Source organism: Butyrivibrio sp. AC2005, assembly GCF_000424145.1.
GTDB lineage: Bacteria > Bacillota > Clostridia > Lachnospirales > Lachnospiraceae > Butyrivibrio.
This window is the reverse complement of record NZ_AUJI01000031.1, coordinates 16057-41764: the sequence shown is the minus strand read 5'-3', so window position 1 is coordinate 41764 and position 25708 is coordinate 16057. Positions and strand designations below refer to the sequence as shown.

Genomic DNA, 25708 nt, shown 5'->3' with positions numbered 1-25708 from the left:
AATCCTTCAAGATTCTGAAAGTAAAATAATCCATAGGACTCATCGGAAGACATCCCTATATCAACAGGATTAGCTTTAGATACAACTCACAGATTCATATTTTCTACATATTCTTTAAATCTGGGAAGTCTAAGTATAATCATCCCTCGGTTCGAACCATCAATTACACCTTTATCGATAAGGCGCTTTCTAGGTTCACTCCATTCATTATGTTTCTTCTTTGTCATATCCAGAAGTTCTGAAACATTCATAGAGTCTTTCTGTACAATAAAAGTCATAAACCATCTGTCTTTTGGCTTTAATTCACTCCATATCTTGTCATACACTTTTTGGGCCAAAGCCTCATCAACCTGGGCAAGGACCATGCCAGTTATTTTCTTTTCTTTTGATTCCCACATGTATTTGCCAAAAGCCTGGTATGCAAAAGCATAACCCTTTGTCATTACAGCCAAATCATAGGCAACCTCCTCTGAAAGACCAAGCGTTTTTTTGTAGTCTTCTCGTATTATGCCTATATTCAGAGGAGTCATATCACATTTGGTTGCTCTTAAAAAGAAAGTAAGACCATCCGTATTTTCTATACTTTCAACGTCTTCGTAAAGTCCCGCTACAATCAGGTAGATTGGCAAATCCTTCCTTATCAGTATCTGGAATTCCTGAATGAAATCAATAAGCGCATCCGTCTTTCTGACTTCATCAATAACTATGAGAACACGTTTTTTCTTTTTACGAATTTCAGTAAGAATCTGCTCTAACGCAACATCAATACTGGCAGCCGGACTTTTTTTGCTAATATTTATACCTATTCCAAAAGCGGAAAGGTTCAAGTTCGTATCTATAAATTTTGTCAGAAAGGGGACATTTGTGTAAAGATTTGCAACTAAATCATTTGTAATCGCAGAGTTTGACTTTAAATCTACCACTATCCAGTTATTATATTCTTTGATTTGTTTTTCTATGGCTGTAAGAGTAACGGTCTTTCCGGTTCCTCTTATTCCAGTCAACTTAAATGCCTGTTCTTCAACCACATCTGAATTGAGAGTATCTACTATATCATCAATAAGAAGATTTCTGCTGATATATTGAGTAGGAATCCTACCAAAACTGATTGCGTATGGATTTCTTTCTGTCATTCTGGACACCTCTAATATAATTCGTTGTCAAAAACTATAATATATTATAATTAACTATAATATAATATAATTCAATATAATTTTCTATAAAAAATATAATATTATTATTCTTGCTGTTTTCATACAATCTGAAGCAGAAATCTGAACTGTACCACAGCCATCACTCAAAATCATACTCTGAAAGACTATTAACAATAGCAGGCTCTGATGCCTCCACAATCTCTGAATTCTCGATAACAACTCTCACTACGCTATAGTACAGAGGATCCGTACTCTCAGTGGTAAAATCATCTTCATATGCCGCTGTTACAACGTATCTTACTCCCTCATCTACATTTTCTTCAGCAGTCACACAGCTTTCGTAGCTGTCTCTGTCTATACTGTTCTCTTCGTATTGAAGGGTTATCCCCATGCTATCAAATGCCTGATATTTCCATACCGCAAGATTCACGCCTCTCACCTCAGTATAGAGGCAGCCGTCCTTTATATAACAATCAATGGTAGAATCTGCTGTTTCCGTGGCCGTAGTCTCGCCGGTATCATCACCTGCCCCGGGAACAAACTGCATAATCACAAACATAATCAGGCTAAACGCGCATGATATGGCAAAAATAATCAAAAATACCTTGAAAAAGTTTTTCTGGGTACTTTCGAATTCCTTCTTTTCTTCCTGCCTCCTTTGCCTGTTCTCCTTCATCTGTTCACCGGCAAAATCCAGTACATCCTTGACCGCATCGTTAACATTGAAGCTCACATTGTAATCCTTCACCGCATCTTCAATCACAAATGTCATACCGCAAAAAGGGCATTCTGCCGTCTTTTTTGCCTCGTCAACCTCAACTACACCGCCACACTGAGTACATTTTGCAGGTACCATTTTTAAATTGTTTTCCATGTTTCACTATCCCCCATTCCTGAAACATACACCGTTTCTGTTTATTCAGTTACAATATATTTATTATATTATTTTTCGACTATCTTAATATACTCAATAATTGCTTTGCCGCTTTCTCTGTATCATAAAGTCACGCACGTTATGTGATTCCTCAAGATCAAGCGGAAATCCCAGCTTTTCTGCAACATAGATAGAAAGCTCTTCAAAAAAATCATACATTAAAAAAAGCTTTTCCCACATATCTTTGTAGTTTCCACTGGGGAAAATCCCCTCAAACCGCAACATCTCTGAATCTGTCAGATAATTCTTCAGATACTTGCTGCATGCACCTGTTGTAACCTGAAAGTCATTATCTATTCCAATCTTCCAGTTGATCATTTTGATGAACATATCCATCATATACTCTTCCATCATACGTCTGGCATAATAGAACTCGTGCCTGCAAAGTCCCTTGGTCACGTAATTGCTGATCCATCGAAATTCATTTACCGTGCCAAAAAACTCAAATTCGCCGGGCTTTTTAATAAAAAAGCACTCTTTAGAAGTTATATCCACAAGCTCGGGGAAATTATCCTTATTTACCAATACTGTACGCGGTTCACGAAACTCAGTCTGCTTCCCGATCTCGCTAACATCGATAAAGGTCAGGTCAATCCTGTTGCCATCCTTGTACTGTGTAAGGTAAGCATAGCGCGACCTGCCATTGTAGTCATAAGGCTCATTGTAGTAGTCATCTGGAGTCTGCATTATAAGAATATCCCCAAAGCGCTTCATGTAGTCGTGATCCGCGGTAAACTCCCTTATATCGGACACGAAAAATGTGATATCAAAATCAGAAAAATTGTCATGCACGGCTCCCTTTGTGACATTGGAGCCTTCCATCGAAGCAGCACGTATTCGCTCATCCTCAACTGCAGTTTTCAGGATAAGATCATACATCTCATCATAAGTTTTCATATATTCTTTCCTTTCCGTATCAGGTCTCCTCAAAACCCACCCAAATATTTCCTAAAGATTTCTTTCATAGAAAATAAAGACTTTTTTAGAATACTTTAATGCAATTATCCCAGTTTAAACACATTTAAGAACTATGATTAGTAAAACAAAAACTATAAGCTGCTTTGGATTCATAAAGGTATCATGCTATGGAGAAAAAGAGTATTTTTGATAAGAAAAAAGCAAATATTATAGATACTGTGGAGTATAACGGAAAGTACACCAATGTAACCGTACTGAGAACAAAAGCATTAGTTACCGGCGCTATCCTCCTGACAGCTGTTGTCTTTATAGCAGCACAGTTTTTCTTTATCTGAATCACCATGAGAGTCTCGATGTAGTCACAAGCTTCTCGTATCTGTTATACTCGGGCTCCTCATCAGATACACCATGCATAGAATATCCCACAGGAAGTCCCTGCGTCTCAAGTTCTTCAATCATCGGTACCAGTCCGTTCATATAGTCATTTAAATAGCATGTGATATCCTTCAAACGCTGTTTTAATCCGCCAATACGAATAGTCTGTACCTCAAATCCATAAGATTTTGCCTCATTCATCCACTGAGCTCTGAATGAGTTATAAAACTGATCCAATAACTCTATAAGAAGCGGTAAATCCTTATCCCTTATTTTAGCTAATGTATCCATATCTTTACTCTGGTAGGCTTTTCTGAGTCGCACGCCCAAATCGGCTTTTAGCTCAAGAACCTTGCATAGTCTGCCCTGCATCTCAAACAATACATCATATGCCCTTTTTCTATCACGTATGACTTTAAATAGTCTTTCTGATGCATCTCTGAAATACCCGGCTGCCTTTTCAGGAACCAGGCTGTCATATATTCCTAGCAGCGGATCATTAAACAGAAGTATTTTGGACAGATTGTTTCTCTTTTCCCCCTTGCATCCGGGATTTGCTATATCAAGCAGCATGAACTCTTCAAGTAAATAGCCTGTCACTTCTCTAAAGAACAATTCCGGCTCCGCATCTCCATTTGGCAGTTTCCCGCCAAGTCTTGCCGCTTCATATAATGCAGGAAGCACCGAAAAAATGCTGCATTCCGTGCCATCATCACCCCACATTGTCATTACAACAGAATCTATATCCAGCGACAGGCAGGCATTGATGGCAGCCCTTGTTGCATGAATACTGTAATCATTGTACGGAGTAAGTCCCAACCACCTCCATGCACCACCTGCAAAGGAGATGTTATCGGTCAATGCCTTGTGCTGTTTTAGGATTCTTTCATAATGCGCCTTGTCAGTGCTGTAATAATCCCAGTAAACAAGCTCAAGTCCGTCAGGTATCCTGACCTCTTTTGCCATTTTCTCCGAAAGCTTATCGGCCGTTTCATCATCCTCAGAGCCATAAGCACCTGCACTCATAAGCCTGAAGAACATATCACTCCACATCTGTGGCTCCAGGCCGTATTTTTTACAAAGTCCTACTACCATTTCAAGGTGCTTTAGTATTAGTTCAACTCTATTATGATAGCCATTATTATCCAGATATTTTCCCAGCCCAACCATATGAGCTTCATCCATCCCTATATTTATTTTTCGCGAAGTATATGCTTCTGAAACGGATTTCAGCAGATTGTCAATAAGCCTCTCTGTTCCGGGATCTCCTATAAGCAGAATATCATTGACATCAATGCAGCTATTGTAATCTTTATAGTCAACTATCTGGTTGATATGCGCCAATGTCTGAACATATGGGCGCAGCTCCATTCCCAGCTCTCTGGCATAGGAATCAGCTTCCCTTATCTCATCAAGGGTATATCTTCCTCTCTGATAACCAAAATAAGGCTCTCCGGGGATTTCAATCGTATCCTCTGTATAGAGCCCTACGTAATCATATCCAAGCTTTGAACACAGCTTTATAAATTCTTTAAGCGCAGAAAGCTTTACTACAGCATTTCTTGAGCAGTCTATCATAACTCCAAGTTCACGAAGCTTTACTATACTCAAAACTCTTCCTCCCACTTGAATCACACCCAATTTGACTTATCAATATGGTTATCATAACATAAGGACATGAGAATGGAATACCATGAAAAAAATAACTTAATATCGCTTTTAAGTCTATTTTTTTTGAAGTTCCCTATTGATGACTAATCGAGTCAAGATGTACATAAATCAGGACCGTGATGGATTTAGACCACCACTATATGCGCAGGAGGGCTATACAATTATGAGAATCTATAAAGCCGCTAATTACAATGAAATGAGCAGAATGGCCGCTAATATTCTCTCAGCGCAGGTTATCCTAAAGCCGGCATCCGTTCTGGGCCTTGCGACAGGTTCAACCCCACTTGGGACATATAAGCAGCTAATCGAATGGTATGAAAAGGGTGACATAGATTTTTCAGAGGTCACTTCCATAAATCTGGATGAATATATCGGTCTTTCCAGTACCCATGAGCAAAGCTATCATCACTTCATGCATGAAAACTTTTTCGATCATATCAATATAAAGCCCGGTAATATACACTTACCTGATGGAACAGCTACGGACCTGGAAAAGGAATGCAAAGACTATGATGCCCTGATAAGCGATACCGGTGGTATTGATTTACAGCTGCTGGGAATCGGGACTGACGGACACATTGGATTCAACGAACCAAGCGATGCCTTTGAACCTCTGACTCATGTGGTCAACCTCACTGACAGCACAATAAAATCCAATACGCGCTTTTTCACCGATGAAGAAGATGTCCCTAAAAGTGCCATTACAGTTGGTATTAAAACAATCATGCAGGCTAAGAAGATTTTAATGATAGTAAATGGGAAAAATAAGGCTGATATCCTTAAAGAAGCTCTTTATGGCTGTATTACACCGGCTCTTCCTGCATCAATACTACAGCTCCATCCTGATTTTACCGTGATTGGGGATGAAGAAGCCTTTTCAAGCCTTTAAATAATAAGAAGCATTACCAAATCTGCGGAGGATTATTATGAGAATATCTGGCGCTAAGGTCTATTCAAAAGATCATACTTTCAAAAATGAAACTATATATATTGATAATGATCGTATTGCCGAAACAGCATCCGATGATGAAAACTTTGATGCCTCAGGTTTAACTGCTATCCCGGGTCTTGTGGATATTCATTTTCATGGTGCTATGGGCCATGATTTTTGTAATACCGATTCAGAAGGTCTTAGAAAAATAGCTGAATATGAAGCGCAAAACGGAATACTGGCAATATGTCCTGCCACCATGACTTATAGCGAAGAGATACTTGAAGATATATGCAAAAAAGCCCAGGTATATAGCGCCGAATCAAAATTATTAATTTCAGAATCAATAAATAACATACGCAATTCTTCTATGATCGCAGATTTTATTGGCATAAACATGGAAGGCCCCTTCGTAAGCAAAGATAAGCTCGGCGCACAAAATCCCAAATACCTGGCTGCTCCTGATGTCAATATGTTTCGCAGACTTCAAAAAGCCAGCGGAAATCTCATAAAACTTATCGATATTGCCCCGGAACTGGACAAAAGCATAGAGTTTATCAGGGAATTATCCGAAGAAGTTACTGTCTCTCTGGCTCACACATCCTGTGACTACGATACGGCAACCACCGCTTTTTGCTCAGGAGCCCGTCATATGACACATTTATTCAACGCAATGCCCGGCATTAATCACAGAAATCCGGGGCCAATAATTGCCGCTCTTGAAAATAATGCCGAAGTTGAACTGATTGCTGACGGAATCCATATTCATCCTGCGATGGTCAGATTTGTATTTAATACATTTGGCGAAGATAAAGTAATTCTGATCTCAGACAGCATGGAGGCAACCGGGCTCCCGGACGGAGAATATCAGCTCGGAGGTCAAAAAGTGAACGTAAAGGGAAATCTTGCAGTTCTTGCAGACAATCCGGAAACTATCGCAGGCTCCGTTACTAATCTTTTTGAATGCATGAAAAAGGCTGTAAAGGAAATGGGTGTTCCTCTCGAAAAAGCCATCCGTGCAGCATCAGAAAATCCTGCAAAATCTATTGGAATTTTTAAAGACTACGGCTCCATTTCTACCGGTAAATATGCAAACATTATCCTCGTCGATGATGAGCTTAATATCAACCATATAATTTGGCATGGGAGAAGCTATGGATCTAAACACTATTAAATCAGATAGAATCAATAAAAGCCTACAGCCTTGAAATATCAAAGGCTGAGGCTTCTATTGATAACCTTAAAGGACTTTCTTCTTTCAGTGACCGAATGATATCCGAAGGTAATCCTTCATCATCCGTTCTTGAGAAAGTATTTGGAAAAGACGGTGCTGCTGATTTTTTCAGAAGCTGCGTTATGCCAATGCATACTGTCTAAAGAACTCTACCTCATCATCATTGCACTGTGCAGCCTCCGGGAGCCTTAAGTTGCAATGGAATACATGTCCCAGATCCCCATTTGGACTTGTATAATACTTGCTGGTAAATGGCACAGAGTTCTTTATCATTACTTCTACCATCTTGGGAAGCTCATCCTTTAAAAAGTCTCCTGTTGCAGACATAAGGAATGACGGGGGATATGCCTCTGTTATATAGTTGCCTGCATTCATAACATCAAGATCTTCATCTGTTACCTTCTTACCAAAAAGATCATCCATAAGAGATCCCATATTTTCATCTGATTCCTTTACAGATTTAATCTCAAATGCAGCACAGTTAAATGCAATACTCTTGAATTTAAACTTATCAGATACTGTAAAGTCAAATTTGTCAGCATATTCCTTGTTTGTAAGGAAAGCAGCTGTAATACCTATAAGTGTACCGCCTGCAGAATCACCTACACCAGAAATATTATTAAGGTCAAATCCGTATTTATCCTCATTGTCAACTATCCAGTTTGCTACTGCAACACTGTCTTCAAGGCTTGCAGGGAATGTGTATTCAGGCGCAAGTCTGTATGAATAACAAACTACTGCGAATCCTCTCTGACAAAGTGATGCTGAATAATATTTGTATACTTCCTTATCTCCATATACCCAGCCGCCGCCGTGAATAACTACAATCACAGGAAGTTTTTTATCCTCCGGAACATTTGCCGGTCTGTATACATCAAGCATCTGCCACTGCGGATGTTCACCCTTATCACCATACGTGATGTCACTGTATCTTTTTACATCAGAAGGAATCTCAAGTCCTTCATCTCTGATAGCATCACCTTTAGCAAAATTTGTTCTAATAAAATCACTTGCTATTGACATTTTTACACCTCTTTTATCACGAAAAATTCTTAATTCTTTACTTTTTAAAATTCTACTACTGATCTCTTTGCTTCAAGATCTGTCTGAATCTGGTCAATGTGCTTATCAATGTTCATGATGATGCAAAGTGCCAGAACTACAAGAGAAAGGATTGCTCCAAAATATCCATATCCGAAACGGATAGATGCAAGAGCAGCCTCTGTCTGAACCTCTGCTGTTCCAACATAACCACCGATAGCGATAATCCATGTGCAGATAGCAGAACCAAGACCGATACCAACCTTCATACCAAAGCTTGTGCAGCTGTTTACAAGACCTTCAGAACGAACGCCTGTCTTCCACTCGCCATAGTCAACTACGTCAGCTGTTGTAGCGAAGATACCTGACATGATAGGGCCTGTACCGAATCCCTTAACGATAAGTCCGATAACTACAAGAGGAAGATTTGATCCTGCAGCGCCGATGATCACTGAACCGATAGCCATTATAACAGCACCTGTGATCATAAGTTTTCTTTTTCCAAACTTTGCTACGAGTTTAGGCATAGCAAGGTTTACGATCATAGCAGGTATTGTTCCTGCAACTGATGTCCATGAAAGGAATGCGATGTTACCAAGTACGCTGTTGCAGAAGTAGTATGTCATTGAACCTGTTGCAACTACGTTGATGTATAAGAACATGAACATAAGCGCCTGGATGAAGAAATACTTATTCTTTAAGAGTGCCGGAAGTGCCTTGGAAAAAGGAACCTGCTCTACTTTAACTGTTCCGTCCTCTTCTGCGTCAACATGCTCTCTGACACCAAGGAAGCAAAGAATACACATTGCGCAGGCAATTGCCCCATATATTACAGAGATTGATCTCCAGCCTACACTTGCAATAAGGTTAGCTGTAATAACGTTTGTAATAAGTGATGTAACCTGTGTCATTACGAATCTGATAGATGCTGTCTGAGCTCTGTCCTGTACATCAAGTGTCATACGGCTAAGAAGTGCATTATAAGGCAGGTTGTTAGCTGTATAGATAATGCAGTTCTGGAAAATGTAGGTAAGATAGATGTAAACCAGCTTGCCGCTTGCACCCAGGGATGCCGGTACATTGAATATCATAAAAAGTGAAATTCCCATAAGCGGTGCTGTCCACAAAAGCCATGGTCTTGCCTTACCATATTTTGTATTGGTCTTATCAACAAGTGCACCCATGATAAGATCCGTTATTCCGTCAAATACTCTGCAAAGAAGCATCATTGTTCCGATGGCTGCTGCAGCGATTCCAACAGTATCTGTATAATATCCTGTCAAAAATGATGACGCCAGAGCTACAATTACATTCGCTCCACAATCTCCTATACCATATGCGAACTTCTCACTGGCTGAGAGACGTCCCTTTTTTTCTTCCTGTTGTTCATAAACTATTGCTTCCATTGTAACCTCCAATCTTTTATCGGGACCCCATATCCCGTTCAACGTATCTTAATATATAAAAATATGGCCGGTTACTCTTTACATTCTTTGGCCTAAAAATTACGTTTTCTTGACATTTTTGATTTATCCATTATAATGACCAATAATTGCTATTTTTATAACATAGAGGAAATATCATGCCAGATTTTAACACCAGGGACATCTCATATGAAGTCGTCCATTACCACACGGAACTGCCGTTTAAGATATTAAACATTCACAAAGAGGACTTATATCCAAATAAAGATTTTTCAGCTGTCAGCGATATTCTTGATCACTGGCATAATGAGCTTGAAATTGTCTATTCGTACTCTAATGGTGGAGAATATTTTACAGACGGTATTGCTCATGACCTGCAGGAAGACATTTTCATCATCGTTAACAGCCAGAGTATTCATAAAGTAATCTCAAACAGAACAACACCTTACGAGAAGCTTCCACCGACGCTTACGACTGTACTTCAGATAAGCGACTCTTTCCTTCGCAATTTTGTTCCAAACTTCGATGCGCTTTACTTTATTCCGGTTTTTAGACCCAATGAAAAAAGGCCCTCCGAGATAATGAAGGACCTCGCTCAATACGCAGATGGCAAAACCTTGAACAAGTATGAAAACATGCGCCTTATAGGTCTTGTTCATGAGCTTTTATATTATATCTGCAAGGACGATCTGAGTCTGAAAGACACTGAGATGCCCGAAAAGAGCAGAAAAAACTCTGATATCTTAAGAAAAATCATTTCATATACTGAAGAAAATTATGATGGCGCTATAAACGAAATGTCTGTTGCTGATGCCTTCGGTTATTCCGCCAGCTATTTTTCCAGATTCTTCAAATCAAATATGGGAATTACCTATAAGGAATTCCTGACAAGAATGCGCGTCAATGCTGCCAAGGACAGCCTGGTACAAACCGGAAAGTCTGTCCTTGAGATTGCAATGGACTGCGGCTTTTCAGACTCAAGAGGGCTTATAAATATGTTCAATAAATTCGAAGGCATAACCCCTCTTCAGTACAGAAAGAAGTATGGAAAAATATTATAGAATATTAACAATTACCTGCTTGTAATCAAAAAGCTTATGGCGCCCCTGAGATGTAGCCTTTACCAACACATGCAGTCTGTCTCCGCTTTTAGCGTTTTTCGGCATTGTAACCCTCGCAGCTGTGTCATCTGCTGAAAGGACAGCATCCTTTACCCTATCGGAGCTTGCTTCCCTGTAAACTCTAAAGGTTATGTCCGTAGCAAGTCCATCCGGATTCTCTGCGATTGCAGTGAGGGTTATTTCATCGCCCGGATTGCAGGTTATATCTACCCCTTCTTTAACTGTAAGCTTTGGAGAATGCTCCCCTTCCTTATAGCTTTCAGCATCAGCCCATGCTGCTCTTGCAGCAAAGTCCCTCTGAATATCAGCTACATACTGCCACATTGACTCCTGCTCCGATTCATTTCCGTCGCGGTCTACATAAATATCCTTGGAAACATCCCATACATTGCAGGCTTCGCCCTTGGAATTCCTGTAGTCTTCTACTTTATGATATCTTCCCGCTATTCCGCCATAGGAAAAATCTTCAAGAGTTCTTGTCCCCCAGGGCAAAAGTGCAAAAAAGGTGGGAGAATCTCCTTCTGAAAGAAAATCGTATTTTGCAGGCTCTGCCTTTATAAACTTTGCACCGAACCATTCCTGCCTTATATTGGGATTAGAACCAAACTGGGCATCTTCCGCTTCTCCCTCATATCGGTGTCCGTCAAGCCATGTGCAATAGCCCTTAATAAGCGCACTATTTCCATTAAGGATCTCATTTGTCATAAAGTCAGCTTTGAGCGTATCCTTACTCTCACCCTCAGGCATAATAAACCAGGGATATGCATAGCTCATCATCTGAAGGGTCTTTACAAACTGAATGCCGGGCCACTCCTCCGCTACATATTCCCTATAGGTAGCATCCTGCTCCCCACAAGCCGTGATCACAACCTTTTTCTGGATCTTTTCATGTAGCTCGTTCCACTCCGGTTTATTCCCATATTCCTCCTGAATATCCCTGAGCGCTCTGGCAATGGTATTTGTTCCGCCCCATACCTGTAAATACAGGGTTCTGTCGTCGTCATCAAGAATGTGCTTTTTTATGAGGTCTGAGCCCTCGGATGCTTTCTCCATCTCGCCTTCATAACCTATATTTCCGATTTTTGTGATGGACCGCAGATAGTCTGGAGTCGGATACCCGTCTGCGTGCTTTACAAGATTAGGATAATCTTTTTCATAATCATCGATTACCTCCCACATCCAGTCCGTTCCCGGCCATCTGTAGGGTGCATCAAAAGGTCCTGATATCTCAGCAAACTCAGAATCGAAATCATCAATCGCTTTTTTCTCAGGCTTTACTGCCCCGGGAATTCCTATCCAGTGAAATTTTGATGAGGTCTGCACAATGCCCTGAAGCTCAACTTCATTTGCATAAAACAAAAAGTGTCGCAGGGAATTCTGATCATCCACCTCTGCGTCCTGTGTTATTATTGTGCGTATTTTCATGATAATCTGCCTCCCAAATAATATAATTCATGCCTTCCACTGCCCAGGGTAATATCATCCTTACCCTTAAGCTGCACAGTTGCAGTAGCGCCGGCAGGTATCTCAATTGTGTATCTGTAATGGTGAAGATTTTCATCTCCATCCGCTTTATCATTATCCGCAAGCTCCCATCCTGCACGTATTACCCCATAGGGCGATTCAAAATGTCCCTTCACAAAGCTATATGCAGCTCCCGGATAAGGTCTCACATAAAAGTGCCTGTAGCCCGGAACATCTTCATCTCTCTGAATTCCCAGTACATACATGTAAAACCACTCAAGTACTGCCCCCAGAGAATAATGGTTAAATGAATTCATACTATTATGTCCACCAAATCCATTTTCAAGCGTGAAAGAATCCCATCTCTCCCAAATACTTGTAGCTCCCTGCGTAACAGGATAAAGCCATGAGGGACACAAAGTCTGAGTCATAAGGCGATATGCATCCTCTTTGTGACCTGTCATAGTCAGAGTGGGATTTAGAGGTGCAGTTCCGAAAAATCCGGTTTTAACCAGGTATCCTGTGTCTTTTGTCTTATCTCTTAATCTCTCACCAACTTTATCAATAAGATCCTCTGTTACCATTTTGAAAGAAAGAGGAAGTGCATAGGAGCACTGAGTATTATTCCTGGTCTTCCCTGTTTCACTATCAAAATATGTATCAGCAAATTCAGCCTTCAGTTCCTCGTAAAGAGCTTTGTATTCACCGGCCTTTTTCTCATCTCCGATGGCAGCTGTCATTTTGGACATTATATAAGCGTTGTATCCATAAAAAGCGTGGCATATAAGAGCGATATCGGTTTCTTCAGGCGCAAGCCAGTCCCCAAGAGTAAAGCCTCTCGCCAGATCCTTACCTTTCCATAGCTCTGCAGAATAGTCCATGAACTTTGTCATAGCCTCATAGTTATCTTTTATTACCTGAATATCCCCATACTGCTGGTATAGTTCCCAGGTTACATGAAGTCCGCTGCTCTCATAGGTATAGCCTCCAAAGCCGCCACCTATGGGCGCTATGTCAGGATATTTTCCGTTATCCTCCTGAAGATCCCTAAGGTCCATAAGCCAATTTTCATAGAACATCCTTGTGTCCGCATTGAAGGTGGCTGTTCTTGCAAAAATCGAGGTATCGCCATCCCATCCCATACGTTCATTTCTCTGCGGACAGTCAGTTGGAATACCTATAAAATTGGACTGCTGCGATCTTCTGACATTCTGAATAAATTTGTTTGTAAGTTCATCTGAGGTTTCAAGTGATGAGTTCATGTTGTAAGCAGAGGAAAGAACCAGCATTTTCACATCAGACAACTCCGGTTTTTTGCTGACTCCGCTAATTTCAATATATCTGTAGCCTCTGAAGGTAAACCTTGGTGTATAGTCCTCTCCATTCTCATCTCCTCTGAAGGTATAGAAATCAGTACAGTCAGCATCCCTCAGGTTTTCAACCATAAGCGTGCCCGCCTTACCTTTGAATTCTTCAAGGTCAGGGTATAAAAGCTCTGCATATCTGAGTGTTGCCACATTCCCTTTCTTTCCCTTTATATGAAGCTTGGGAACTCCGGCTACATTTACACCCATGTCATAGATATAAATACCCTTAGAAATTTCTGTTACTGATTTTGCTGTAAGCTCATATGCGATCTTTATTCCATCGCCTCTCTGCCCGATGAATGAAGTCTCGGACACATTTACTTCAGGCCATGCAACAGGCCCCGATGACATAGTTTCGGATCTTCTGATCTGTGTAACAGCAATTTCAGAAGGCTTTTTCCAGGACGTATCGTCGTATCCCACCTGAGAAAATCCCTCTACAATATCAAGCCTTGTAGCATCAAAATGCTCACCATGGAAAAAGCCCGCATAAGTCCACGGTCCCTCATCAAAATATTTCCAGTTCGCTGTATCCGTAACAATATTCTGCAGAGAATCATCCTCATATGTGATCTCTATTCTTCCAAGAAATGACTCCCTGTCACCATAGTAATTAAAATTACCAAGCACAAAGGTCTGGGCATCACTCCACCAGCCAGAGGCGAGAATAACACCGATTGCATTATTTCCGTCCATCATATAATCGGTGATATCAAAGGTCTGATACATCAGATGTCTGTCATACTGAGTGTTTCCGGGATTAAACCAGGTATCAGTAATCTCATTTCCATTTATTCTGCACTCATAAATACCCCTGGCAGTCGCATAGAGTCTGGCCTTTTTTATCTTTTTATCCAGAGTCTTAAATTCTCTTCTCAGCATCGGTATAGAGGTGTGACTTGGATTTTTTGTCACCAAAGCATCAGATTCCCTGGTACTGTATACCATGCTTCCTGCTATTTCCTTGGAGTTACTGTCAGAAGAAATCGCAGCATCAAAACGACAACCTTCTCTATCGCTATACACAACTGCAAAGGGTTTTCTTAAATTTCTGATTTCAACAAGTGATATCTCTACTTCCTGACCCTTGGGAACGAAAAAGCCTATTTCATTCAGTCTCGGATATGTATTAACATCATTTGCTCCAAGGGGATTAATGGTTCTTGGAGACTCCACTTCTCCAAAAAATGACTTCTCGATTGTTCCATCCACTTTTACATCATCTATATATGTCGATCCACCACTTACCACGATCCACATCCCAAGAAACTACATGGGGCGTATGGCCTGCGAACGTTTATATGATCGCATAACAAAGTACGATCATCTCCCTATCAATATCCATATAAACGGTTATCTGGTAAAAAGAGGCTCGGTAGCACCCTTAAGTAAAAAAAGCTAAATTTTATATATTTTTTCAGGACTTAAGATGATCTTCCAGTACTTCTCAGCTTCCTTTTCAAAACAAACAGACAGATAAAGCACATAGTAATCTGTGTAATTGTCGAGCAAGGTGTTGCCAGTCCTATATGAAAGAGCGATACAGGCTCCTGCTTACTCATTAGATATGACACGGGAATCCTCACAAGGAAGGCTCCAACAATGCCCTGAAGCATGACAAATTGAAAAATTAATAAACAACCACTCCCATCACTGCAGCAATGCAAATCAGTACTATGGGAGATATCCCTGATTTCATTATTTTTCTGGAACCAAAGTAAACAGCAGCCAGAACAGAGCACACTACTACTGCTTTTAAATCAGGTGCAAGATTTGTTCCCTTAATGACAGTGTTATGCAAGATCATGCTGATACCCATAGACAGGATTATACCCATGATACACGGTTTCAATCCCCTAAGCACAGCTTGTGTATAAGGATTTTTTAACAGTCCCTTGAGCAGAATCATTATAAGTACAATGATTACAAACGCAGGAAGGACAACTGAAAATGTTGCTATCAAAGCACCGGGAATCCCTGCTGTCATGCTACCTACATATGTAGCCATGTTTACCATAATCGGTCCGGGTGTGCTTTCGCTTACAGCAATCATATAAGCGAGCTTTTCATCATCAAGCCATCCATAATACAGGACTACATCCCTTATAAGTGGTATTGCTGCATAAGCTCCACCAAAAGAAAACAGTCCGACTTTCAGAAATCCAAGGAAGAGATCAATATATATCATATGCTTCGTCCCTCCCCTTTTATTTTCGTCCTGACGCAAAATATCATAAGACTGCATAGGCCTGCTGCAATCATTAAAGATATTGATGATATCTTTATGGAAAAAAGATTTACTGCCATCATAATAAGAAAAACAGTTATTAATACAAACAGCTGGAATGGTTTCTTTGGCATTTTCCTTATCATCTTAAGAGCTGCGTCCAATATCAGTATACCTACTGCTATCTTTATTCCTTTAAATGCGCTGGCTATCCATGCTATTTCAAGAAAGCTGTCAAGGAACATCGAAATCAGATAGATGATAATAAATGACGGAATGATTACTCCTACTGTGGCTGCGACTGCTCCTGCTATTCCACGCTTTTTATATCCCACATAAGTAGCACAGTTTATCGCAATCGGACCGGGTGTTGATTCAGCGATGACTGTAATATCCATCATCTCATCATGGCTGATCCACTTTTTCTTTTCCACGCAGATATCCTGTATCAGCGAGATCATGGCATAGCCACCACCAAAAGTAAATAGTCCAATTCTGAAAAATGTGCAAAAAAGTTCAATGACCACAATGACCTCCGCAGTGATGGTCCTCATCATGATGATCACCACATGTATGTTCTTCCCCATGATGATTACACTTAACTTCCGGATTATAATCCAGTGCCCCGTCAAGGAATGCCTTTACTGCTCCGTCTGCGTCTCCTGATACTCCTCCATACAGTTTAATTCCAGCTTCACCAAGTGCTGCCTGCGCTCCACCGCCAATTCCTCCACAGATAAGCGTATCAACCTTACCTCCCATAAGGAATCCTGCAAGGGCGCCATGTCCCTGTCCGTTTGTATCTACTATTACTTCATTAACAATCTTTCCATCTTCCACGTCATAAACCTTAAACTTCTCAGTATGACCAAAATGCTGAAAAATCTCTCCATTATCATATGTTACTGCAATTCTCATGTCGTTTTCTCCTTTTTCTCTTATGCCCTTAAAATTCTCGCTCTGCATGATATTAAATCTGACATTGCCGCCCGAAATTGTAAGACTCCGCCCTTCGACCAACATCTCAGCAATCTTTTTACGTGCGCTCTCATACATGGCTGTTACAGTTGTCCTGGCAACTCCCATTTCTCTGGCGCACTGTTCCTGGGTCATTCCTTCCCTATCCAACAAACGCATTGTTTCAAACTCATCAAAGGTTAGCTGTATGGCGTCTCCTTCAATGTTCTCTGACGGACAAAAACCAAACTGTCCGGGAAGACCTGCTATTTTTCTGCATTTCGTAAGCTTAGGCATAGTTCATCCTTTCTGACATATGTCAGAATATATGCTATCAGTGATATTGACATATGTCAATAATCACGCGTATTACAAAAAAGAAGCCTAAACCACATTCAGTTCAGACTTCTTTAGCAATATAATATTCAAATTGAACTAATTTACATAAACATATATTCATGCATAGCAAACCTCCAATAGAGACTTCGTACAATACGCAGAATTATCCTATAATTCGATTATGCTATATGGCTCAGATAGCTTCAAATAAAAAAAATATTAACCAGGCATTACATTTATTTTTCATAAAAACTAATCCACAGGCCGTCTTCTCTGTTCTCACCGATTCCTTCAAAGCACTTACCGTAGAGTCTGGCCTTTATAGTATCACTATCTGTAATAAAAGTAGGGACTGTATGGAAGGGCATCGTTTTGTTAGAATCATCAAACCATCCGTTATTTTCTATATAGATGTGTGCATCATTGCCATTTTCATCTTTTCCGGTAAGCATATATCTTGCTGACATATGACGCACCCCGGCAGCATTTACTATCTGTGTGTCAACGCCACATGGCTCGACGATTCCTGTCAAAAGGTCACTCTTAACTGTTCCTTTAAAAGGTATCATCAGTACTTCCTCGCAGTCACTTTTCATCATCACTGCCTGACCATTCATGTCAATATGAATCTCCATTATAGGTTCTTTTTTTTTCATACTATTTTCACTCCTTCCGGTGCTTTTATTGATATGTTGCATTCCTCTGATTCCTGTGATTTTTCCCAGCTCACTTCGATTTCGCCTACCGGTAACTTCACAGTACCTCTGGCCCATTCAAGATACTCTGTATGTGGCCTCACAATAATCTTACCACATCCGGGCTCTATAGGTCTTACACCAAGTATTGCGCTCGGAAGCTCATATAGAGCAAGCGCTCCCCACGCGTGGCACTCAGATCTGGAGTAATCTTCTGATTCGATACTGGTAGTACATCTGTAGTTGACCATGTTCTTCCATGAGTCCCAATAATCCCTGGTATATTCGTAAAGCTCTAATTCTTCCAAAGCTCTGAATAGATAAAATCTCATTGCAACTGTGCACTGTGCAAATCCGGATCCCTTTATGGTACGTAGCAAATTCTTTCTGCCTTCCTCCTGTGACAGAACCCCTGTAAGAACTCCAAATACCTGCCCATGCTGACTTGCATCGCTACTACCGGGTCCATCAGCTAGCATTCCGTCCTCTCTCATACAGCTATGCCTGATTGCTTTTTTCATACGATCAGCCCTATCCAAATATTCCGACGCTGTATCTATTCTTCCTATATATTCCATAAGCTCGGAAGCCTTTTGGAGCCCCAACACATATAGTAAGCTCTCCATTGTTATGGGCCCGTTAAGGCCTGCAGGGGGCATTCCTGTTGTAGGATTCCACTCCACCGCCCAGTCAATAAATGACCAGTACCGTGCTTCCATCAACTTTCCGCCTATCTTTTCGACAAGACCATTTTTATCCAAATGCCTGTCAAAATAGTCAAGAATCTTATCAACTACAAAAATGTATCTCCTGATTAGCTTTTTATCTCCAAAATACATCATATGATCATGAAGTATCAGGATATAGTATATGGAAAATCCCGGAATAACATTTGCATTCACATTGGGATAGCTGCTGTTTAAAAGCCCGTTAGACCTCTGACTTCTTGCAAAATCATCTATCGCTTTCCTTGCCAGTCTGTCATCCGCGGAAACCGCATAAGTATATAGTATCTGAGCTCGTGTATCCATCACGTACTGAAGCTGTTCATAAAAAGGGCAGTCCTCATAGGATTCATGCATACATCTCTTAAGGGTTCTTTCGCTTATATTCCAGATAGCTGCAAAATCATTATCGGAAGTTTCTACCTTTGTAACTACATCGAGCGGATAACCGGTCTCTTCGTAACTGAAGGCCTTTATGTGCAAGTCTTCATCTGAGGTTTCAATTGTAAGCTCAATCATACGAAATGTTCTGAAAAAATATGGATCATAAACTTCCGGTTTATCAGCTGTCCCAAACCCACCTACTTTATAAACATCAACATATCCCGTAAGGTGCCCATTTTTCACATCAAGTCTGTCTTTTTTTACCGGTACTTTGGTTATAGGTGACACTTCATCCTGAACATAACATTCAGACTGCAGTATGGATATACAGCTCTTTTTGCCTCCATAAACCTCAAGATGAAGATATCCTGTCATCTCTTCACCGGCATCAATGACCACTCTTACCTTACTATCCGAAGGAATCGATATTATGGCGTTTCCGTTTAAAAAAGACTCCCATTCTTCATTGGATTTATCCGTTTCATTTTCCAAAAGTCCTGTGAAATTCCGCGATTTTCTGTACATGTATGGAATCGTTCTGGGATTTATATTTCCGGGAGATATGGCTTCATCGATTATCCCCTTTTTGTAAGAAGCTGCCTCTTCCCAAGAGCCATCATCGTAATCAGGCAATAACCACCCATGAAGAGCTTCATCTCCTTTTGAAACCTCATGTATCAGAAGCGGAGCAAATCTTTCTTCTTCCGGAGGGAACTTTATATCTCTGTTAATCATGCATTTCCAGTTGCTGTCAGCGGATATATCTAAATTTATTTCCTTGCTGTCTTTATCCGCGATTGTTCCCGAAAAATAGAGCCCCGGGATCTCATTTCTGAACAATCCATGATTCCCCAGCTTACTTTCTATTGGATATCTGAGTACAATTACACATATAGCATTTTTGCCTATTTGTAAAAAAGGAGCGATATCAATCGTGTCATAATACCACACTTCTCTATCTCCCCTTGATGGACCAACTTCAGCAAGTCTTCCGTTTACATACAGTTTATATCTGGTATCAGCGGAGATTTTTATCTCCGCCGATACTGCTTTTTCATTCAAAATAAAGGTTCTTCTAAAATATACCAGCCTGGTTTTTTTCTTATCTTTATGTTTCCAGGATTGGCTCCAGATCCAATTATTCAATGCCTTTTTCCTCTTTAAGTTTGTTTAAATCCCTGTCGAGATTAAAGAACACTGCTATCATTACGAAAATAACAGCACACATTATCATTGGAATATAGTTATACATGAACTTGATAGCTGTTATAAAGCTCTCAGGCTGAGGAAGTCCCTGCGCGTCCAGTGTGGCATCAAAGCCCGCTGCAGTCATGACCCATCCGAAGATTGCCTGTCCGAGACCAAGTCCCAGCTTCTGTGCTGCTGATGTACCCGCATTACCCATTCCTACAGCATTGATTCCGGTCTTGAGCTGTCCGTAAAGAATAGCATCCGCAACGATTCCCATGGCCATACCACCTGACATTCCAAGTCCTATTCCCTTAAGTACGTTGCAAACTATCATCAAAGGCTTGCTGGTATCCACAAAACCAAATCCCAAAAATCCGATAGCCATAAGCAGCATTCCAAGTGCATATATAGGACGCTTTCCAAATTTTTTCATAAAAAATGGTGTTGCAAACATTATCGCAAACTGCGCTATTGAGATTGCATTATTCATCCATGAGATCTGGCCCATATCACCAAATACATAAATAGCATAGTAAACGCCACCTATTGAATAAAAAATGATTACAAAAAATATAACAAGCATTGCAAAGAACATCATGACCCAATACTTGTTGGATAAAAGTGCTTTGATAGCAGTCCAGGTGCTGACACTATCTTCTGTCTTTTTATCCTCGTGGCGCGCTTGTGTTTCATTCACTCTTTCTTTTGTGGTAAATACAGTAATGATGCTTGCTACTACCATTATTGCGCATAGAATACCAACCGTTATTGTATAAGCCCCCTGAGTATATGTTCCCGGAACCTCAACAGCTCCTGAAAAATATGTGAGCATTACAGTGAAAACCGCATTTACAAATACATTGCCAAGTGTCTGGAAAATCTGCTGGATATTCCCCAAAAAGCCTCTCTCATATGCATTCCTTGTAAGCAGAGATATGAGTGAGTAAAAAGGAACCTGCATAAAAGTAAGGCACACAGCATTAACGATGTTATACATGATAAAAACATATACATACTTAACTGCCTCAGGAAGAGAAGCCGGTACCGAAAAAAGAAGAACTGTAGAAATTCCAAAGGGAATGCACATTCTAAGGAGCCATATTCTTGCCTTACCGAGGCTTGAATTTGTCTTATCAACAATTCTTCCTACAATCAGGTCGGATACTCCGTCAAATACCTTTGATACCGCTATCAGCGTAGAGATGATTGCCACATTTAGAAATGCCACATTGGTAAAATAGACTGTCAGAAATGTACCTATAATACCATTGATCATGTTCCAGCCAAAGGCCGCAGTTCCATAGCCTATTCTTTCATTCCATCCCAGAACCTTATCCGGGTCATTGTGTTTTGTTGCTAAATCTAACATAAGTTACCTCCCATATATGTTGAACATAATTCATCTGATAGTCGTAGTTTAGAATTTTTCAGACCATGTAAATATCTTTATATTGTTTTCTATGTTCATATTTTGACATTTTTTATCTCATAGGAATTTCCTCGTATGAAATAAAAAACTCTCTATCGCAGTTATTCACCACAATAGAGAGATCGTAAAAACAATACTATTCTAAGATAAACAAAACTATTCTAAGATTTATGCTTCATAAAAGCGCATGTCACCCCATACCTTCATAAGAACTGTTCTGTCAAGGATTTCTGTTCTGCTCTTTCTGTCATATATGCGCACTGGAGACTTTGCGCCTTCAAATCTGTCCCATTCTCCTGAAGGATTTCCTTTTTTTATAAAATTCACCCATTCTCCGTGCATTTCTGATGAAATCTGTTCAAAAACGCCTGTTATTTCACCATCATAGACAAATTTCGCAAATTCATGCTCAGGCTTTACAAATACCGCAGGAAGTTCAAAGGCATGAGATGCTTTCCATCCTGTAGCTTCTCCGGATTTTGTTACCAGCTCATATCTGTACATCCAGACATCCTCTGTGTACTTTTTCTGTGCCATGGCAACCTTAACAGAAGGCACTTCAAAAGCATAGTCAGTTGCGAAACGTATAAAAGAATCCTCTTCGGAAGGATGATAATAATCCACTATTTTAGGTAATGACGATATATTAGCATTTTTTTCAAGCATCTCCGTGATCATCGTCCAGCTGTTGGGAAAACCCGTATTCTCAGGATGTACAAACATGGTTCCTTCATCTTTATTTGTACCTATTATCAGCTTTACGCCTTCTGCAGAGCCTCCGCGAATGGCATCTAAAGGTCTTACCGGCATAAGATCATCCTGTACAGGCCCCGGTAAGAACATTCCGGGATTTTTATACTGGTGCTTTGCTGCGACATACTCATTTCCAAACAAAAACATTCTTGGGTCATCGGTACGAAGCTTTGCCAAGTCCTTTTCTGTCCAGTGCATCCCTTCAAGAAAAAGATCGATGTTTTCACGTGCCATATTATGCGTCATCACACAATTAGGGAGTCCGCTCTGAACTATTGCCTGCGTGAACTTTCCCTTAACTCCGGGGCACGCAAGCATATTCACAACAGAAGCTCCGCCGGCAGACTCACCCGCAATAGTTATTCTTTCAGGGTCTCCGCCAAAAGCTTCAACATTATCATATATAAAATTGAAAGCCATTATCTGATCTGACAGGCCACAGTTTGATTCAAAATCCTCACATCCGGGATAAGTTGTAAAATCATAGAATCCCAGTACGTTAGTCCTATAATTGAATGAGAAGAACAATATTCCGTCTTTAGCAAAGGCCTCCCCTGTGTACATAGGGTCTGAGGTATAGCCTGTGTTATAACCACCACCATAAATCCATATGAAAACAGGCAGTTTTTCACCGCCGACCGGTCTTTCCACATTTACAGTCAGGCAGTCCTCATCTCCCATTACATGGCCATTGTTCAATTGAATCGGTGCATTACCATACTCCCTGGCACAAAAAGTACCCTTCCATGGCTGCTTTTTGACAGCTCTCTTAAACCTAAGCTGTCCAATAGGCGGTTCAGCATACGGTATTCCCAGGTACCTGATAATTCCATTTTCCTCGTATCCCTGAACCTGTCCCAAAGTAGTTGTTATAATATTTTTCTGCATCTTGTCCCTCCTTAATAATGCCGGGGTATCCACTTTATAATTGTATTTTTTAACTCATAATCCGATGTGATAATAACTTGTTTTCACCCAAGTATAATTCATAAATGCATACACTAATATCCTAATTTTGTATCTTTTGTATTTATTTTGTGGTATCTTGATTTTATCAGAAGATGATCGCGGAGGACTCCCTATGGCAAAATCCAGGAACAGCAAAGACATGAACCGATTTCTTATTGCAGAGGAAGAAATCGATGACTATGAAGAGACCTGGAGACACACTTATAATCAGGAGCAGAGTCTTATGGATGCTGTTCGTGAGGGGCACACTGATACCGCGATTGAGCTCTCACATCTTATGGATAACGACTCAGGCAGGCTCTCCACAAATGAGCTTGAGCACTGGAAAAAAGTTGCCATAATAGGCATTTCACTATGTTCTCGTGCAGCAATTGAAGGTGGACTTCCTCCAAAGGATGCTTTCAGAATAAGCGGTTATTATATTCGCCGTACTGATCACTTTAGCGATTCCGAATCAATGCTGACACTTCGCGATGATGCTATCAGAGATCTCACGAATCTGGTTTCTGATGGTATAAAATCAAGACAATATTCCATTTATACCAGACAATGTATGGATTATATAGAAAAACACTATAGAGAGAAAATCTATCTTGATGAGATCGCAGAGCTTTTAGGAATTAGTCCCAGCTATTTATCGAGACTATTTAAATCTGAAACAGGAGAGAATATTCAGGATTATCTTGTCCGAATACGGGTAGACAGAGCCGCCAATCTTCTGCGTTTCTCCGATGAAAGCCTGTCACGCATTGCGCAGTACGTTAATTTTCCTTCCCAAAGTTATTTTGGGCAGGCATTTAAAAAACTGCGAGGTATCACCCCCGCAGCTTTTCGTAAGCAATATCAATCTATAGACTGGACGCCATAGGCAGATTTTAGAACGTTTTTTCGTCGATATTTATTCATTATAGTGTGACTTCATCCTTAAAAATAGATATTTCACGCGTTTTTCATGCCATTCTCCCAGTTCTTCCTTTACTCTAAAAAAGAACTCCTTTCTTTGAATTTTTGATGATCGGAACCTTTGATTCATCCTTATCATCAATATGTTTTCCTGTATACTTTTTTGTCTCTTGCGCTATTGTTCCTGAAAGTAGAAGAACTGCCACAATATTCGGGACTGCCATAAGACCGTTCAGGATATCTGCCACTCCCCAAATTGTATTAAGATCTACTAAAGCCCCGACAAGGATTCCACCTATCCATAAAATTTTGTATACTGGAATACTTTTCTCTCCAAACAAATACACTGCACATCGCTCGCCGTAGTAATACCATCCCAGCATAGTTGAAAACGTGAATGTAATAAGCCCAAATACAAGTACCGGCCTGCCTATATACGGAATAATGGAAAAAGCCAGGGATGACAGCTCAGAGCCATCACCACTTGCCCCATCTATAAATGGATGCTTGATGATACTTGAGACCAGCACAAGCCCTGTCATAAGACAGAGTACAACGGTATCCCAAAAGGTTCCTGTCATGGAAACAAGCGCCTGTCTCTTGGCATTTCTGGTCTGTGCGGCTGCTGCAACGAGTGGTGCGGAACCCATTCCGGATTCATTGGAAAAAAGCCCTCTTGCAATTCCAAACCGGCATGCAGTAGCTATGCTGCCTCCGATAAATCCGCCACCTGCAGCTCTTGTAGAAAATGCTGCGGAAACTATAGTGATAATTGTATCATCCATAACATCTGCATTTATTACCAGTATTATTAAACAGCCAATAACATAAAACACAGCCATAAAAGGAACAAGCTTTTCAGATACTTTTGTAATGGACTTTACACCACCTATGATGACAATTCCCACTAATGTGCAAAGTACCGCCGCTGTAATATACGTAAGCATTCGCCCTGAAGCTTCATTCGTAGCAAAATTCTGCCTTACATTTGAAGCTACAGCATTAGCCTGAACAGAGCATCCTATACCAAGTCCGCAAACAGATGCAAGCAAAGCAAATACTATTCCCAGCCACTTTAGCTTAAGTCCTCTATGCAAAGCATACATTGCTCCGCCGAGCATGGTTCCGTCTTCACTCTTTACGCGATATTTCAGCGCAATTATTGTCTCTGCATACTTTGTGGCCATTCCAAAAATGCCTGTAAGCCACATCCAAAACACTGCCCCGGGGCCTCCCAGAGAAATGGCCGTTCCCACTCCTATAATGTTTCCTGTTCCAACAGTGGACGCCAGCGCAGTTGTAAGCGCTCCAAACTGGGATACATCCCCTGGTGCTTCCGGATCCTTTGTTACAGAAAGCTTTATTGCCTTAAAGATATCTTTTTGTATGAATCCCGTCTTAAAAGTCATGAAAAAATGGGTGCCCAATAACAGGATAATCATCGGCCACCCCCATAAAAAACTATCAATGCGCTCTATTGCTGACACAATACTCATTTATCT

At 40.6% G+C, this 25708-nt stretch carries 22 protein-coding genes; 6 read left to right on the top strand and 16 right to left on the bottom strand.

Annotated elements, in window-relative coordinates; all coding sequences use genetic code 11:
• Positions 1-86 precede the first annotated feature (86 nt).
• From G602_RS0109420 to G602_RS0109410, 3 genes are all read right to left on the bottom strand, one after another.
• Entirely contained in the window at positions 87-1133 is a 1047-nt protein-coding gene (locus G602_RS0109420; RefSeq protein WP_026658797.1) for an ATP-binding protein, read from the bottom strand.
• Between the two features lie 160 nt (positions 1134-1293).
• Entirely contained in the window at positions 1294-2028 is a 735-nt protein-coding gene (locus G602_RS0109415) for a hypothetical protein (protein ID WP_026658796.1), read from the bottom strand.
• Between the two features lie 93 nt (positions 2029-2121).
• Positions 2122-2985, bottom strand: coding sequence for an aminoglycoside 6-adenylyltransferase (locus G602_RS0109410; protein ID WP_026658795.1), 864 nt, complete (start codon positions 2983-2985; stop codon positions 2122-2124).
• Between the two features lie 188 nt (positions 2986-3173).
• On the opposite strand from G602_RS0109410, the gene G602_RS30285 reads away from it, so the two are divergent.
• Positions 3174-3341 carry a hypothetical protein gene (locus tag G602_RS30285; protein ID WP_155829767.1) on the top strand — a complete coding sequence of 56 codons (168 nt, stop codon included), beginning with the start codon at positions 3174-3176 and terminating at the stop codon, positions 3339-3341.
• A 1-nt stretch (position 3342) separates the two neighbouring features.
• Here the strand turns inward: G602_RS30285 and G602_RS25990 are convergent, their stop codons facing one another.
• The gene (locus G602_RS25990) at positions 3343-4992 is read right to left on the bottom strand and encodes a beta-N-acetylhexosaminidase (protein ID WP_049945156.1); all 1650 of its coding nucleotides are present in this window, start codon (positions 4990-4992) and stop codon (positions 3343-3345) included.
• A 223-nt stretch (positions 4993-5215) separates the two neighbouring features.
• On the opposite strand from G602_RS25990, the gene nagB reads away from it, so the two are divergent.
• Together nagB and nagA are read left to right on the top strand one after the other, a co-directional pair.
• Positions 5216-5941, top strand: a complete 726-nt coding sequence (nagB, locus tag G602_RS0109395) for a glucosamine-6-phosphate deaminase (RefSeq protein WP_026658794.1) — start codon at positions 5216-5218, stop codon at positions 5939-5941.
• Between the two features lie 37 nt (positions 5942-5978).
• The gene (nagA, locus tag G602_RS0109390; RefSeq protein WP_026658793.1) at positions 5979-7157 is read left to right on the top strand and encodes an N-acetylglucosamine-6-phosphate deacetylase; all 1179 of its coding nucleotides are present in this window, start codon (positions 5979-5981) and stop codon (positions 7155-7157) included.
• A 180-nt stretch (positions 7158-7337) separates the two neighbouring features.
• Here the strand turns inward: nagA and G602_RS0109385 are convergent, their stop codons facing one another.
• Entirely contained in the window at positions 7338-8240 is a 903-nt protein-coding gene (locus G602_RS0109385; RefSeq protein WP_026658791.1) for an alpha/beta hydrolase, read from the bottom strand.
• 44 nt (positions 8241-8284) lie between these two features.
• On the bottom strand, positions 8285-9664 hold the full coding sequence (locus G602_RS0109380; protein ID WP_044931683.1) for an MFS transporter: 1380 nt from the start codon (positions 9662-9664) through the stop codon (positions 8285-8287).
• A 176-nt stretch (positions 9665-9840) separates the two neighbouring features.
• Between G602_RS0109380 and G602_RS0109375 the strand changes: the two genes are divergently transcribed.
• On the top strand, positions 9841-10743 hold the full coding sequence (locus tag G602_RS0109375; RefSeq protein ID WP_026658789.1) for a helix-turn-helix transcriptional regulator: 903 nt from the start codon (positions 9841-9843) through the stop codon (positions 10741-10743).
• Here G602_RS0109375 and G602_RS25985 read toward each other — a convergent pair.
• Together G602_RS25985 and G602_RS25980 are read right to left on the bottom strand one after the other, a co-directional pair.
• Positions 10738-12228, bottom strand: coding sequence for a DUF1593 domain-containing protein (locus tag G602_RS25985; protein WP_049945155.1), 1491 nt, complete (start codon positions 12226-12228; stop codon positions 10738-10740). The two genes, G602_RS0109375 and G602_RS25985, sit on opposite strands and share 6 nt — an antisense overlap.
• Positions 12225-14885 carry an alpha-L-rhamnosidase gene (locus tag G602_RS25980; RefSeq protein ID WP_049945154.1) on the bottom strand — a complete coding sequence of 887 codons (2661 nt, stop codon included), beginning with the start codon at positions 14883-14885 and terminating at the stop codon, positions 12225-12227. Before G602_RS25980 ends, G602_RS25985 begins: the two co-directional genes overlap by 4 nt.
• On the opposite strand from G602_RS25980, the gene G602_RS32205 reads away from it, so the two are divergent.
• Complete coding sequence (locus G602_RS32205; protein WP_081675948.1) at positions 14791-15036, top strand: substrate-binding domain-containing protein; 246 nt, start codon at positions 14791-14793, stop codon at positions 15034-15036. The two genes, G602_RS25980 and G602_RS32205, sit on opposite strands and share 95 nt — an antisense overlap.
• 228 nt (positions 15037-15264) lie before the next feature.
• Here the strand turns inward: G602_RS32205 and G602_RS0109360 are convergent, their stop codons facing one another.
• From G602_RS0109360 to G602_RS0109330, 7 genes are all read right to left on the bottom strand, one after another.
• Entirely contained in the window at positions 15265-15822 is a 558-nt protein-coding gene (locus G602_RS0109360; RefSeq protein WP_026658788.1) for a chromate transporter, read from the bottom strand.
• Positions 15819-16388 carry a chromate transporter gene (locus G602_RS0109355; protein WP_242835558.1) on the bottom strand — a complete coding sequence of 190 codons (570 nt, stop codon included), beginning with the start codon at positions 16386-16388 and terminating at the stop codon, positions 15819-15821. Before G602_RS0109355 ends, G602_RS0109360 begins: the two co-directional genes overlap by 4 nt.
• Entirely contained in the window at positions 16378-17115 is a 738-nt protein-coding gene (locus G602_RS0109350; protein WP_026658786.1) for a NifB/NifX family molybdenum-iron cluster-binding protein, read from the bottom strand. The genes G602_RS0109355 and G602_RS0109350 overlap by 11 nt, the downstream gene beginning before the upstream one ends.
• 278 nt (positions 17116-17393) lie before the next feature.
• Positions 17394-17813, bottom strand: coding sequence for a DUF3237 family protein (locus G602_RS25975; RefSeq protein ID WP_044931676.1), 420 nt, complete (start codon positions 17811-17813; stop codon positions 17394-17396).
• Entirely contained in the window at positions 17810-20023 is a 2214-nt protein-coding gene (locus G602_RS0109340; protein ID WP_242835556.1) for an alpha-L-rhamnosidase-related protein, read from the bottom strand. Before G602_RS0109340 ends, G602_RS25975 begins: the two co-directional genes overlap by 4 nt.
• Before the next feature lie 76 nt (positions 20024-20099).
• Positions 20100-21521, bottom strand: a complete 1422-nt coding sequence (locus G602_RS0109335; protein WP_026658783.1) for an MFS transporter — start codon at positions 21519-21521, stop codon at positions 20100-20102.
• Between the two features lie 228 nt (positions 21522-21749).
• Entirely contained in the window at positions 21750-23222 is a 1473-nt protein-coding gene (locus G602_RS0109330; protein WP_026658782.1) for a carboxylesterase/lipase family protein, read from the bottom strand.
• Positions 23223-23415: 193 nt separating this feature from the next.
• Between G602_RS0109330 and G602_RS0109325 the strand changes: the two genes are divergently transcribed.
• Positions 23416-24171 (top strand): helix-turn-helix domain-containing protein, encoded by a 756-nt coding sequence (locus tag G602_RS0109325; protein WP_026658781.1) that lies wholly within the window; start codon positions 23416-23418, stop codon positions 24169-24171.
• A 112-nt stretch (positions 24172-24283) separates the two neighbouring features.
• On the opposite strand, the gene G602_RS0109320 is transcribed toward G602_RS0109325, so the two are convergent.
• On the bottom strand, positions 24284-25702 hold the full coding sequence (locus tag G602_RS0109320; protein ID WP_026658780.1) for an alanine/glycine:cation symporter family protein: 1419 nt from the start codon (positions 25700-25702) through the stop codon (positions 24284-24286).
• Between the last annotated feature and the right edge of the window lie 6 nt (positions 25703-25708).